14 protein-coding genes are annotated in these 13,779 nt (G+C 52.2%); 5 read left to right on the top strand and 9 right to left on the bottom strand.

Annotation, left to right across the window (positions count from 1 at the left end; genetic code table 11):
* Positions 1-4 precede the first annotated feature (4 nt).
* From SK34_RS00120 to SK34_RS00090, 7 genes are read right to left on the bottom strand one after another with little or no spacing between them, the layout of a single operon-like run.
* Entirely contained in the window at positions 5-940 is a 936-nt protein-coding gene (locus SK34_RS00120; protein WP_048217721.1) for an ABC transporter ATP-binding protein, read from the bottom strand.
* The gene (locus tag SK34_RS00115) at positions 933-1,919 is read right to left on the bottom strand and encodes an ABC transporter ATP-binding protein (protein ID WP_048232047.1); all 987 of its coding nucleotides are present in this window, start codon (positions 1,917-1,919) and stop codon (positions 933-935) included. The genes SK34_RS00120 and SK34_RS00115 overlap by 8 nt, the downstream gene beginning before the upstream one ends.
* The gene (gene ddpC, locus SK34_RS00110) at positions 1,916-2,812 is read right to left on the bottom strand and encodes a D,D-dipeptide ABC transporter permease (protein ID WP_048232046.1); all 897 of its coding nucleotides are present in this window, start codon (positions 2,810-2,812) and stop codon (positions 1,916-1,918) included. Before ddpC ends, SK34_RS00115 begins: the two co-directional genes overlap by 4 nt.
* Positions 2,809-3,831, bottom strand: a complete 1,023-nt coding sequence (locus SK34_RS00105) for an ABC transporter permease (protein ID WP_003020008.1) — start codon at positions 3,829-3,831, stop codon at positions 2,809-2,811. Before SK34_RS00105 ends, ddpC begins: the two co-directional genes overlap by 4 nt.
* Positions 3,832-3,875: 44 nt before the next feature.
* The gene (locus SK34_RS00100; RefSeq protein WP_003843680.1) at positions 3,876-5,438 is read right to left on the bottom strand and encodes an ABC transporter substrate-binding protein; all 1,563 of its coding nucleotides are present in this window, start codon (positions 5,436-5,438) and stop codon (positions 3,876-3,878) included.
* Between the two features lie 15 nt (positions 5,439-5,453).
* Positions 5,454-6,041 carry a D-alanyl-D-alanine dipeptidase gene (gene ddpX, locus SK34_RS00095; RefSeq protein ID WP_032935741.1) on the bottom strand — a complete coding sequence of 196 codons (588 nt, stop codon included), beginning with the start codon at positions 6,039-6,041 and terminating at the stop codon, positions 5,454-5,456.
* Positions 6,042-6,055: 14 nt separating this feature from the next.
* A complete protein-coding gene (locus tag SK34_RS00090; RefSeq protein WP_003020002.1) occupies positions 6,056-6,922 on the bottom strand; it encodes a MurR/RpiR family transcriptional regulator in 867 nt (288 codons plus the stop codon).
* Between the two features lie 401 nt (positions 6,923-7,323).
* On the opposite strand from SK34_RS00090, the gene hdeB reads away from it, so the two are divergent.
* The 5 genes from hdeB (at position 7,324) to SK34_RS00065 (ending at position 12,083) form a co-directional block, all read left to right on the top strand.
* Entirely contained in the window at positions 7,324-7,653 is a 330-nt protein-coding gene (gene hdeB / locus SK34_RS00085) for an acid-activated periplasmic chaperone HdeB (protein ID WP_003019999.1), read from the top strand.
* Between the two features lie 155 nt (positions 7,654-7,808).
* Complete coding sequence (locus SK34_RS00080) at positions 7,809-9,752, top strand: methyl-accepting chemotaxis protein (protein ID WP_048232044.1); 1,944 nt, start codon at positions 7,809-7,811, stop codon at positions 9,750-9,752.
* A gap of 179 nt (positions 9,753-9,931) precedes the next feature.
* Positions 9,932-10,246, top strand: coding sequence for a helix-turn-helix domain-containing protein (locus SK34_RS00075; RefSeq protein WP_003836258.1), 315 nt, complete (start codon positions 9,932-9,934; stop codon positions 10,244-10,246).
* Positions 10,239-11,510: a type II toxin-antitoxin system HipA family toxin gene (locus tag SK34_RS00070; RefSeq protein ID WP_048232042.1), complete on the top strand. Its 1,272-nt coding sequence runs from the start codon at positions 10,239-10,241 to the stop codon at positions 11,508-11,510. Before SK34_RS00075 ends, SK34_RS00070 begins: the two co-directional genes overlap by 8 nt.
* A gap of 54 nt (positions 11,511-11,564) precedes the next feature.
* Positions 11,565-12,083, top strand: coding sequence for a hypothetical protein (locus SK34_RS00065; protein ID WP_003836260.1), 519 nt, complete (start codon positions 11,565-11,567; stop codon positions 12,081-12,083).
* Here the strand turns inward: SK34_RS00065 and SK34_RS00060 are convergent.
* Positions 12,080-13,447, bottom strand: coding sequence for a glycoside hydrolase family 10-like protein (locus SK34_RS00060; RefSeq protein WP_048217714.1), 1,368 nt, complete (start codon positions 13,445-13,447; stop codon positions 12,080-12,082). The two genes, SK34_RS00065 and SK34_RS00060, sit on opposite strands and share 4 nt — an antisense overlap.
* A 12-nt stretch (positions 13,448-13,459) precedes the next feature.
* Positions 13,460-13,747 carry a VF530 family protein gene (locus tag SK34_RS00055; protein ID WP_003019974.1) on the bottom strand — a complete coding sequence of 96 codons (288 nt, stop codon included), beginning with the start codon at positions 13,745-13,747 and terminating at the stop codon, positions 13,460-13,462.
* Between the last annotated feature and the right edge of the window lie 32 nt (positions 13,748-13,779).

Here is a 13,779-nt window from a genome sequence, read left to right as displayed (position 1 = left end):
CAAGTCATGTAACCGCCCGCCAGCAGCGAACGTCACATCCGGTATCACTTTTCAGTAATGCCTGTTTTTTCTCACAACCGTGGGTTGCCAATGGACATCTGTCACGGAAAAAGCATCCCTGGGGCAACGTTCGGTTTCCCGGTAGCTCGGTTTTACGTAACACCAAATCTTCCGTCAGTGGCGCGCCCGTTTTAGGGACAGAGTCCAGCAATAACCGTGTGTACGGATGGGCGGGGTGAGTGAGAACGTGTTGAGCATCGCCCAGCTCAACAATTTGCCCGAGGTACATCACCGCCACACGGTCGCTCATATGGCGGACCACCGACACGTTATGCGATATCAATACGTAGGTCAGATTTCTGCGCGCCTGTAGTGACACCAGAAGATTGAGAATTTGCGCCTGCACAGAGATATCCAGTGCTGAAGTGGGCTCATCGAGGACGATAACATCCGGTTCTGACGATAGTGCCCGGGCGATGGCGATACGCTGGCGTTGTCCACCGGAAAACGCATGCGGCAGACGGTCGAGATATTCCGGGCGGATGCCTACCTGTTGGGCTAAATCTTCAGCAAGCATGCGGCGCTCACGTTCCGGACTTCGTTTTTGGATCCATACCGGCTCAGTGATCGTGCGCCATACCGGTAAGCGAGGATCCAGCGATGAAAGAGGGTCCTGAAAGACCATTTGCATACCGTTATGCTGTTTATCACCACGGCGAGAATAGCTTCCCTGGCTGGGTTTAAGCATGCCCATCAGCAGTTGCGCCAGCGTACTTTTTCCACAGCCGGATTCGCCAACAATCCCCAGCGTTTCACCCTGGCGAATCTGTAAATCCAGGCCGTTGAGCGCATGCACCCGTTCCGTAACCTTGCCAAGCCAGTTTTTACGCGCAGGAAAGTTGACATGAACATCCTGCAGCGCCAGTAAAAAATCAGACATGTGTTGTCTCCGGTTGTGGATACCAGCAGGCAGATTGTTGATCTACGCCTCCCTGACTACTTAACGCAGGCGTTTCTTCACAACGAGGACCAGCGGCAAAGCAGCGCTCACGAAATGCGCATCCGGCAGGTAAGCAGGTTAGATTCGGCACGGTGCCGGGGATCGCAGGTAACAATGCGCGCGGCTCGCCGTGTTCCGGCGCGCATTTTAGCAAGCCGATGGAATAGGGATGCGTCGGACGTTGAATAACGGTTTGCGTCGGGCCACTCTCAATCACGCTCCCGGCATACATGACGTACAACCGGTCGCATAACTGTGAAACCACCGCCATATCATGACTGATAAATAACACGGCTGTTCCGCTGGCCCGTGCTTTTAACTTCAGCAAACGCAGCACCTGCAGTTGCACCGTGACGTCCAGCGCGGTGGTCGGTTCATCGGCAATAATAAGCTCTGGCTCGCACGAAAAGGCCAGCGCAATCATCACGCGTTGGCGCATCCCGCCGGAAAGCTCAAACGGAAATCGTTTCATGACCTCCGGCGCGTCCGGGATTTGCATCTCTTCGAGTAGAGCGACGGCTTTATGACGGGCATCCGTGCGGCTTAACGCCTGGTGATGGCGGATTACCTCCACCATTTGCTGGCCGATACGCCGGGTCGGATTCAGTGCCGTCATGGGCTCCTGAAAGATCATCGCGACGCGTGCGCCGCGCCATTGGCGCATTTGTTTCTCACTGGCGTTGAGCACATCTTCACCCAGCAGTGAAACGCGTCCCTGGTGAATACGATAGCTTCCCTCCGGAAGCAGACGCATGGTGAGCATGGCGGTCACGGACTTACCGGAACCGGATTCACCCACCACACCAACGATTTCTCCACGGTTGATGTGCAGTGATACATGGTTCAGCGCATGCACATCAGCTTTATAGCCGGGGAAACTCAGATGTAAATCTTCGATTTCCAGTACGGGTTGTGTCATGACTGTTTTCCTCCGGCTTTCGGATCAAGCAGATCGCGAATACCATCGCCAAAGAGATTAAAGCCCACGGCGGTAATCAGAATGGCCGCGCCGGGAAAAGCGCAATACCACCACTGATCAAGCACATAATTGCGGCCAATTGCGACCATCGCGCCCCATTCAGCGCTGGGTTGCTGCGCGCCCAGACCAATAAACCCGAGCGTGGCGGCCATCAGGATCGCACTGCCGATATCCAGCGATGCCTGCACAATGAGTGGCGGTAGAGAATTGCGTAAAATGTGCCAGCTAATCAGATGCCAGCGTGAAGCGCCGTAGGTCCGGGCAGCCTGTACATAGCTAAACTGGCGCACCACTAACGTCTGACCGCGGGCGAGGCGTACATAGAAAGGGATACGGACGATGGCAATCGCCAGCATGGCGTTAAACAGGCTGGGGCCCAGCGCGGCGGCCAACGCCATCGTCAGCACCAGCGAAGGAATGGAAAGCATAATGTCCATTATCCGCATAATTATCGCGTCGGCGCGCCCGCCCATGACACCCGACAAGCAGCCCAGCAGTGATCCCAATCCCCCGGCGATACCCACCACCACCAGACCCGCAACGACCGACTGCTGACTTCCTACCAGAACGCGGCTGAACAGATCGCGACCGACTTCATCGGTACCAAACCAGTGAGCGGCTGACGGGGGCAGCAGGCGCGCACTCAAATTGATGGCATTAGGATCGTGTGGCGTTATCCACGGCGACAGCACCATCAGCAGCAGTATCAATACGATGATGACCCCGCCAACCAGCGTCAGCGGGCTACTTTTCATCATCCAGAACAGTTTGGCCCAGTCCGTGCGGCGGCGTGCTGTCTGAGGGGCGGTCGGCATTTCTTGTGTGAGCATCATTCAGCACCTCCACGTCCAATTCGAGGATCTACCCACAAATAGAGCAAATCCACCACCAGGTTGACCAGCACATAGGCGAACGAGACCACCACGGCAAATCCCATTACCGCCGGGAAGTCGAGTGCCTGAATTGAGGTCACCACCCAAGCGCCCATGCCTGGCCAGGCAAAGACCGTTTCGGTCAATACCGCACCGTAGAGCAGATCGCCCAGCGCCAGGCCGAGGACGGTGATTGATGGGATGAGTGCGTTAGGCAATGCATAGCACAGCACGATGTACCAGCCCGGTAACCCGCTGGCGCGGGCGGTACGAATGTAATCTTCACTCAGTTGCTCCAGCATGGCGGAACGAATCTGGCGGGCAACGATCCCAAGATGTACAAAAGCCAGTGTCAACGACGGTAAAATCAGGTGCTGAAGCGCATTGAAAAAGACTTCTCCGTTGCCTTCCAGCAGTGCATCAATCAGGTAGAACCCGGTGACGTGAGCAGGTGGATCCAGCCAGTCGTCTAAACGTCCACCGCCGGGTAAAATTTGCAGATGACCGTAAAACAGCACGATAACCCCCAGCCCCAGCCAGAATGCTGGCGTGGAGATACCGGTAATTGCCATTAGCCGAACAAGGTGATCAAGCCAGCGGTTACGCCAGACCGCAGATAAAATACCCAGCGGGATACCTATCACCAGCGCCAGCAACAAAGAGCAGAAAGCCAGCTCAAGGGTAGCGGGGAAGAAAATGCGCAGTTCATCCAGTACCGGACGCCCGGTGCGAATGGAGGTGCCTAAATCGCCGTGAAAAATGTCGCTGACATAGCGAAAAAACTGGACATACAGCGGTTGATTCAGCCCCAGCTGTTGGCGAATATTTTCGACAATTTCATCGCTGGCGCGGTCGCCCGCCAACAGCCGTGCGGGGTCGCCAGGTATCAGATGTGAAATAATAAAGGTGATTACGCAAACACCGATAACCACCAGAATAAGTCCCCAGCATCGCTGGCGCAAAATACTCCAGAACGTCATTAGCTTCCCCTTGCGGAGCCAGAGCGGCTCCGCGTAAACGTGGCTTATTTACTCATGGTGGAGATATTGAAGACCTGTTCCAGCATGGGGTTGAATACAAATCCTTTGACGTCTTTGTTCATCGCCAACTGATAGTTTTTCTGGAATAAATAGACGTAGGCCGCTTCATCAATCACGATGGTTTGCGCCTGCTGGTAGTCATTGGTTCTGGCCACCTGATCGGTCGTAGCCAGCGCGCTACGTAGCAGCTTATCGACCTCACTGTTTTCATAGAACGAACGGTTACCCGGCAAGCCTTTCTTATCTGACTCAAACCAGTAGTTCATAAACATGTACGGGTCGGCAAAATCCGGACTCCAGTTGCCAATGGCAATGTCGTAATCGCCTTTGCCCACGCGGTCACGCATGGTGGCGTTCGCCAGTTTTTCCAGCTTCACCTTAATGCCCAGTTTGCCAAGGCTTGCCTGGGTAGCGAGCGCGATAGGTTCCCAGTTTGGATCATTATCTGAGTACAGGAAGCTCAGGCTTTCAGGTTTGGTGGCAACTTTGTCCCACGCTGCTTTGGCTTTGGCTTCATCGAAGCTGTACTGCATGGCCTTATCGTCAAAACCCCACATGCCTTCGGGGATTGGGCCACGCATTTGCTTTCCATTGCCGCTCAGGATCCCGTTGACCATGCCTTTATAATCGGTGGCCCACGAGATAGCGCGGCGTAAATCCACCTGATTGAGCGGGGCCTTACTGTTGTTGAGATACAGATAAGTCACGCGCAATGAGGGATAATCCGCCACGTTCACTTTGCCTTCCTGTTTTAAAGCAGCAAGCTGGTCAACAGGAAGCGCATCGGCAATGTCGATATCGCCACGGGACAGTTGCAGGCGACGGGAGGCGCTTTCACCAATGATTTTGACTGAGACGCGCTTAAACGTCGGTTTTGTACCGGCATAATGCGGGTTAGGCACCAGCACCAGTTGTTGTCCCTTTTGCCAACTCTTCAGCATGAAGGGACCAGAGCCTGCCGTGTTCTGTGCCAGGAATCCGCGGGCATCGTCTGCGGCATGCTCTTTTAAGATGGCCGGGTTAATGATTGAGGCACCGTCATTTGCCAGCGTATACAGAAACGGAGCAAACGGCTGGCTGAGGGTAAACTTCACCGTGGTGTTATCAATGGCCTCAACCTTCAGATCTTTCGGGAAAGCCTCCGCAGGTCCCTGACCAATCTTGAGCAATCGTTCGAAGGATTGCTTTACCGCATCAGCCGTCACCGGTGTTCCGTCGGCGAATTTGGCATCGTTTTTCAGGGTAAACGTCCACTCTTTCTGGTCGTCCGAGGCTTTCCAGCCGCTGGCTAAATCGCCTTCAACTTCCGTGGAACCTTTACCACCATCTGTTTTGTACTGAACCAACCGCTGGTAAGAGGGATAGGTGACCGTCCAGTCATTGTTATCTATGGTCACAGCGGGATCGAGCGTCTGCGGATCGGCGGCTTTACCAATCACTAACATATCTTTGGGAACAGCAGCCTGCGCGGCGGGCAGGGCTACCGCTAACGCAACGGCTATCAGAGCGGGGCGGAAAAAAGCGTTTAACGCAGGTGTAGTCTTCATAACCAGGCTCCAGAATTAAAGGGGATGTTGTGTTGTTATAGACGTGACAGTGTAACAATCTATTTGATCGTCAAGCAGCGGGTAACGGGCGGCATCAGGTAATTCAAAATGCCACCATTCGCTGTTAATACCGACAAAACCACCACCAAACATAATGGCATTGAGCAGCAGGCGGTTACGCTGCGCTGCCGGAGGAACAGACGGATGCCAGGCATGGGAACGGTCGTGCATTTCATCAAAACCGGCCCCCATATCAAGGAGATGGCCGCGATCGTCCATCAACGTGACGTCAATTGCCGTACCCCGACTGTGATTGGAACCAATGGCAACATCGACAACATATTGCGGGTCGGGACAGGCATTCCACAGTATCGCCTGCGCCTGCTGGGGGCGATACGCGTCGTACACCACCAGCGACAAGCCCGCCAGTTGCGCAATGCTGATGCATTTTGCCAGCGCGGTTACCGCCTCGGTGTGCAACAGGCAACGCGCTTCCCTGTAGATAGGTGCGCCGGTAATGTTGTCGGCAGTAGCGTATTTAAGATCGATATGCAGCGACGGAAATATCACCGACAGATCGACCAGTTCTGGGAGTTCTGACATAGCACGTTTCCTGTTTATTGTTCGAATTGACCAAATTGTTGTTGTAACTGGCGATTAGTTTGCAGGCGTCCTGCGAGGGCGTCACCCAGTTGCGCCACCACCGCAGAAAGTAATAAGTTGAACAGACAGCTCACCGGTGCCAGTGAGTCCCAGAAATGTCCGGTGTCGGTTTTTACCTGAAGCAAATCAATGGAATAATCCCTGGCCCATGGGCACCACACATCGGTAATTAGCGCCAGCGGAATGCAGCGTTCAGTGGCGACACGGCAATATTGTCGCGAAATAGCGGAGTAGGCGCGCATATCGGTAATAACCACGTAAGGCTGGCTGAATCCCGAGTTCAGCGACTCTACCCAACTGCCGGAAAGGCCTTCGGAGTAGCTGACTTTAGGTCGCAGATATTCCAGGTGACTAAAAAAGGCGTTAGCGATCCCGCGTGTGGACTGGATCCCGAGGATGTACACGGCTTCCGCATGCGCCAACTGCTGTGCAATGCGTAGAAACGTCTCACCCTGAGCAAGTTGGTAGACGTGGGTAATGGCGTCGATTTCCAGTAACAGCGACTGGTGCGCCCGATCTGGCAGGCTTTGTTGCTGGTGCCAGGAATCCAGTCGTTCATTCATTCCCCAGGGCTGATACGGAACTACAGGCAGCTCGCGCAGACTGGCTTTTGCATCCTCCAGGTTACGAAAGCCCAGTTTACGCAGATAACGTCCGACGGTAATGCCGCTGGTTCCGGTTGCTTTCGCGATGCCATCCGCGGTTTCAAATGGGATCTGCACAGCATGGGCTAACAGCCACCCAGCCACGCGCTTTTCGCTGGGCGTCAGCTGGCTAAAGGTTTGCTCTATGCGGGTAAATAACTCTGGTTTGGCTGTCATTACCTTCTCGCTGTTAGTTGTCTGTCAGATTCCGTATCTCTGTTAGCGAATTAACAATGCACGACGCGTGCCATGTCAGTAACAGCAGCATGCTGGCTGTTTTTGTTAAAATTCAACTCAAATTCGTTAACTAATGATCAACATTTGTGCAGCGTAGTTCAATTTTGGTGCAACGGCAGAGGAAGCGGGGTATGAATCTGCTGATTTCGTCGGAACGATCACATTGTGGGCAACATTTATCCCTAAGACATAAGAATCAGTAATTGAAAATATAAATTTCAGCCATATCAATAACACCAATCTTTATTCTTATGACGATAGGGGTATTATTTTTCGCGAGCTACATTAACGGTGTTAAGCGCAAGTGTAGATATTATTTATATTATACATGGAGTACTACAATGAATAAATTCTCCCTTTCTACAGCAGGTATTCTGGTCGCAGCGCTGTTAACCAGTGTCAGCGTCAATGCAGCAACAGATAACGCTAAAACTGAAGTGACTCCGAAAGGCATGAACTGTCAAGAGTTTATTGATTTGAACCCACAAACTATGGCTCCGGTGGCCTTCTGGGTGCTCAATGAAGACGAAGACTTCAAAGGTGGCGATTACGTAGACTATAACGAAACCGTTACGACTGCAGTTCCTCTGACCGTTGAACTTTGTAAGAAACATCCGCAGAGCGAATTAAGTAAAATAAAAGACGAAATCAAAAAAGAATTATCTAAATAAAATTAAGCCGTTATTAAAACCCAGCCAAAGTGCTGGGTTTTGTTATTTGTGACGTTGTCACTTATTTGTTTTGCAATACTTAAGAAAACTTTATAAAGATATAAACGCCTGTGCCGATACTGGATAAAAGTTAGCCTTTTGCAGAAGGAGTTTGTATGGCCTGGTATCCTACTCGTATTTCAACGCGTTTAACCATCGGCGGCATTCTGCTGCTTGCAGTAACGACTATTGTTATCGTGGTGATTATGCTCTGGCGTGGTCAGCCGCGCGTCGTTGAAATCAACACCGCCCTGATCGAAGAAACAGGGCAAGGTTTAACCCGTCAGTTGAGTACTGTATTGTCCCGAATTGAAGGTGAGACAGTCAGCCTGTCGCGACTGGCTGAAGTGTTGCCTAACGATGAATCTCTGTATCAAAGCGTCGTTCCGCATCTGATTGGTGAAGGTAAAGACTCGATTATTACCGGCGGTGGTATCTGGCCAGAACCAAACGCCTTCACCGCAGGTGTGGAGAAAAGAAGCTTTTTCTGGGCGCGTAATGCCGAAGGAAAGCTTGTCTATTCCAACGATTATAACGTCGAAGGATCAAGCGGATACCACAATGAAAGCTGGTATCAGCACGCCAAAGGGCAATCACAAAACAACTGCCTATGGTCTGATGTTTACCAGGATGCCAGTTCAGGCGTCAACATGGTGACATGCAGCGTGCCTTATCAGCAGGCGGGCAAGTTTGCCGGTGTCGCTACCACCGATATCCGTCTGGATAACGTCGCAACTTTCATGCAGCAGCAGGGCAACAGTACTGGCGGTTACGCGTTTGTGGTAGACAAGCAGGGACAAATTCTCTATTTCCCGCAGGCCGACCTGGCCAAACATAAAACCATTAACGATCTGGCGCAAAGCGCGCAGTGGCTTATCCCGGTGCAAAATGGACTGAAATCTTTGCGCCCGACAGATGGGGTGAAGACCATAACGCTGGAAAATGATCTCGTCCTGAATACAGCGTCACAGGTCATGCTGTTCCCGATGCCAGATACCGGCTGGGTCGTAGGGCTTGTGACACCAGAATCACGTATTGTCGGTCTTGCCAAAGTGATGATGCAGGACGTTCTGGAGGTATTGATCCCTATCATGACGCTGTTGCTGGTGGGATCATGGCTGGTGGTTCGTCGACTAATTTCACGTCTCGATGATACTCGTCAGGCTCTTGATGACATCGCGCAGGGAGAAGGTGATCTTACCCGTCGTCTGGATGTTCGCGGCAAAGATGAGATTTCGGCTATCGCCGAGGCGTTTAACCTGTTCGTCGATAAAATCTCGGCCATCCTGATCACCGTCAGAAGCAGTAGCACAGTGGTGGCGAATAACGCCGTTAGCCTGGCTGACAGTAATATGGAGCTTTCATCTCGCGTAACGCAGCAGGCCGCTGCGCTGGAAGAGAGCTCAGCGGCTATGGAGCAGTTAAATGCGACCGTTCATCAAAACGCCAGTAATACACAATTGGCGGATGAGCTATCCGATAACACAGCGCAAACGGCCAACCGTTGCGGTGATGTGATGCAGGGCGTTATCTCTACGATGGATAACGTCAGCGCCTCATCCGGCAGAATGGTGGAAATTGTCGCGGTCATCGACAGCATTGCGTTCCAGACCAATATTCTCGCCCTGAATGCCGCGGTTGAAGCCGCCAGAGCGGGTGATGCTGGCAGAGGGTTTGCCGTCGTGGCCTCCGAAGTGCGCACGCTGGCTCAGCGTAGTGCCACCGCCGCCCAGGAAATTAAAGCGTTGATTGATGAATCCGTTTCTCATGTTGGTAGCGGAAGTCAGCAAATTCACACTGCCGGCGAACGTCTGGGAGAACTGGTCAGCAATGTGCGTCAGGTACGCCAGTTGATGGGGGAAATACGCGTTGCGGGTGAAGAACAGCGTAAAGGTGTTTCCGAAGTTACGCTCGCAGTTACCGAAATGGACAGCACCGTTCAGCAAAACGCATCATTAATTGATGATGCCGCCGCACGTACACAGGCATTGAAAGAGGAGGCGGAGCAGTTGGCGTTGCTGGTCTCGTCATTCAGATTGCCTGAGCCTTCAGTGGCCTGATAACGACACGATATCCGGGTGCAAACATTGTGCCCGGATAACTCCAGTATAATGGCGCTTAACCACGATTTATCGATTTAACTCCTCTTTATTGTGTCTTACAAAACTTTGAATCATTCTCCGCTTAACTCTATAATATTGGGTGTAAAGTCGTTTTTATTCCAATAAGAGCCAATATTATGGATTTAACGCTCAATACAGCAGCCGATATCGTCAAACTACTTTGCGACAGATTGCGTAAGGAACGGCTCGCGCAGCAAATGACGCAGGCAGATGTTGCCGCGCGTTCAGGTGTCGGTGTGAATACCGTTTCGAATCTGGAGGCAGGTAAAAATGTAGGATTTGAGAATCTGGTCAAAGTCGCGATGGTGTTAGGCTATGGTGACGCGCTGGAAGGCTTGTTCAAACCCAGGATCGACAGTCTGGATGATATTTTGCGTTACGAGAAGAGCGCGGCACGCCAGCGGGTGAAAAGGAAAAATACTGATGCCTGAGCAAGTCGATGTCTTTTATGAAGGCTGGGGTGAAAAATGGTTGTGGGGAAAACTGGTGTCTTCCTCAGCCCTGACCGGACGCCCGTTGATCGCCTTTGAATACAGTGAAGACGCTATACGTAAGGGGCTGGAGCTGTCCCGGTTAAGGTTACCGCTGAACGGTCCTCGTTTACGCAGGGATTTCCCGGCTCATCAGTTGGGATTACCAGGACCCGTGTACGATTCGCTACCTGATGGTTGGGGTATGCTGTTGATGGATCGTTTATTTAAACGCCGTGGACTCAACGCAGCGCGCATAGGACCTCTGGAGAGGTTAACCTGGGTCGGCAATAACGCAATGGGCGCCATGACGTTCCGGCCCGTTCAGTCAGATGTCGAGACGCTTTCAAAAGAGGATGTTCCTCTCGAACAACTGGCATCTGAGGTTCAGGAAGTCCTGAGCGGCGAAGGCGGGGAATTCTTGCAAAAACTGCTCCAGATGGGCGGTTCACCGCAAGGGGCCAGGCCAAAAGCGTTACTCTATCGTGACAGTGTCACGTCAAAGTTCACCACTGCGCCCCTCCCGGAGAGCGAAAGCTGGTTGATTAAATTTCCTGCCAGGCATGAGCATGCTGAGGTATGTGCCATCGAAGCGGTATATGCTGAATGTTTGCGGCAATGTGGGATCACTACGCCTGATACCGCGTATTTTAATCTGCCTGACGGGCAGGCGGCATTTGCTACCCGCCGTTTCGACCGTGACCAGCCGGTCCGTATTCCTATGCAGAGCCTGGCGGCATTTACCGGTGCAAATTACCAGATACCCGGTGCTTTAGATTACCGGGATTTTCTGCGCGCCACACAGATTTGTACCAATGATGTCAGAGAAAAAGCGAAAGCGTTCGAACGCGTGGTTTTCAACGTGGCATTTAACAACCGTGATGACCATCCCAAAAACTTTGCCTATTTAATGTCAGCCGCAGGAAACTGGACTTTGGCTCCGGCTTACGACGTGACCTGGTGCGAAGGACCCGGCGGGTATCACCAAATGGACGTGCTGGGAGAAGCGCTGGATATCGAAAGAAAGCACCTGCAGCAGCTTGGCATACAGGAAGCTGAGCTATCAGCTGAGCATGTGAACGCTATAATCGACAAGATCTGCCACCATGCAACAGCGCTAAGCGTTACAGCCAAAGACAAATACGCCGATCAGATAACACAAACTACGCTGAATACGATACAGAAACAGATTAATGATAATGTCCGCCGGTTAATGTCCCTGTGATGCAGAGACAGCCGCTACACTTAGCGAAGAATTAAATCTGAGCGAGGCAACGTTATGGCTGAATTTGTCGTGAATATGCTGAAAAACACGCCAGTTTGGGTGTATCTGCTGTTTGCCTTTCTACTGTATCGAGGGATTAAAGCCAGAACACCTGCCACTGTCACGCTGGAAAAGCTGGCGCTGATCCCCGCTATTTTTTTAGTCTGGGATATCTACGATTTAATCACTTATCGCGACCCGACCCTCATTACGTATATTCAGTGGGCGATAGGTATCCTCAGCGGCGCAATCATTGGCTACATATTAATTAACCCCGGTCGTTTGAGCCGCAGTAGCGCACCACGGAGTATTCACCGTCCGGCAGATTATTCCGCATTGCCATTTATGCTGATGGCATTCGGCGTTAAGTACGTACTTGGCGTACTTAACGCCATTTCCCCCGACGTTTTACGTCAACCCGCAATGAGCGCCCTGGCTATCATTACTGGCGGCATGTTCGCCGGAATTTTTGTGGGGAAATTTACCCGCTACGTGAGCGTCTGGCTCAGGCTTCCCGCTCAGAACAACCATTAACGTCCCCAACGATTGCGAATATAGGTCACAGCTTCCTGCGTTTGCGGTTGATTAAGGTAATCTTCGCGAAACAGGATCGTGCCGTTAATGTACGGTTCGGTCTCGTTTAAATCGAGCTGCTTTTTCAGTTCCGGCACACCGCCTTTGACCGTCCAGTCTGGCTCTTTTCTCGATGGTTCACCGACTTTATACAGCGCTACACCAATGTAGAGGCGAGTGTTGGTTGATTTCACTACATCTGCCCACCATTTTGCCAGTACATCGTAGCGCGCTGCGTCGCGGGCAAAAGGCCAGTAGAGTTGCGGTGCGATGTAATCCAGCAAGCCTTGTTGCACCCAACGGCGGGTGTCGGCATAAGACTCATCATACGCTGCCGCACCGCGCGTGTCGGAGCCCGCTGGATCGTGCGAACGGTTGCGCCATACGCCCGCAGGGCTGACACCGAATTCAACCTCAGGCTTGAGTTTCTTGATAGTCCGTGATACCTGGGCAATCAGCCGTTGCGTGTTATCGCGGCGCCAGTCAGCTTTGGAAGCGAATCCCTGGCCGTATCTTCTGAACGTCTGGCTGTCATTGAGCGCAGAGCCAGGAGACTCGGTATAGAAGTAATCATCAAACTGCACACCGTCAACAGGGTAATTCTCAACCACTTCCGCCACGATGCTGGTTATCCAGTCACGCACTTCGGGAATACCGGGGTCTAACACAAAACGCTCGCCCGCGGTGCGGATCCAGTCCCGATGCAGAACGTATACGCTGGACGGTGTTTGTGACAGCGTGCTGTTTAATTCAGTGACCGTCGAAGGTTTGGTGTTTACAGACACGCGATAGGGGTTAAGCCAGGCATGAACTTTCATTCCGCGCTTATGCGCTTCATCGAGCATAAACTGCAGCGGATCGTAACCCGGATCCTGGCCAATCGTGCCGGTCAGGGTATCTGACCACGGCAGAATCTTTGACTTCCACAATGCGGTCCCATCGGGCTTAACCTGGAAAAAAACGGTGTTAATACCAAGTCGTTTCAGGTTGTCCAGCTTATCCGTCAGCGCTTTTTGCTGCAGGCTGATGCGTACAGCAGGTGAACTGATGTTCACAGATGAGATCGGCGGCCAGTCAAGACGTGAAACCGTCGCCAGCCAGATCCCACGCACTGGCTCCTTACTCTGCTGAGGTTTGCTCACCGGAGGTTGCGGAGTGGTTTTGGGGCCGGGCGGTTGTGAAGAACAGCTGCCAAGTAACAACATACTGCCCACAAGTACAGCAAACCATTTCATGTTGGTCAGCGGTAGTCTGGCACGAGAACGGGCGATAATCTTCGCCAGTTTTTTCTGATAATTTCCTGAAAAGAAACCGGATGCTGCCATCTGATTTTGCTCTTATTTCTTCTTATTGCGGCTGTTAGCCCAGGGATCGAAGGCCGGTTCGGGAGTGTTATTTGAGGCCTGGTCATGTAGAGAGTCCAGGTACAGTGCTTCTACTTCTGCCCGTGCCCACGGCGTACGGCGCAGAAACTTCAAACTGGATTTAACGCTCGGTTCATTTTTAAAGCAGTTGATATTAATGCGTTGCGCCAGCTCAGCCCAACCATAACGTTCAACCAGGGCATTGACCTGCATTTCTAGCGTCACGCCATGTAAAGGGTCTTTAGAATTATGAGCATTCATATGAAGTCCAGTTCAGTGGTTCCAGATTTTGT

It is taken from the genome of Citrobacter sp. MGH104 (assembly GCF_001034485.1).
Taxonomy (GTDB): Bacteria; Pseudomonadota; Gammaproteobacteria; order Enterobacterales; family Enterobacteriaceae; genus Citrobacter; species Citrobacter freundii.
The sequence above is the reverse complement of the archived record's forward strand: the minus strand, read 5'-3'. Positions and strand labels throughout refer to the sequence as shown.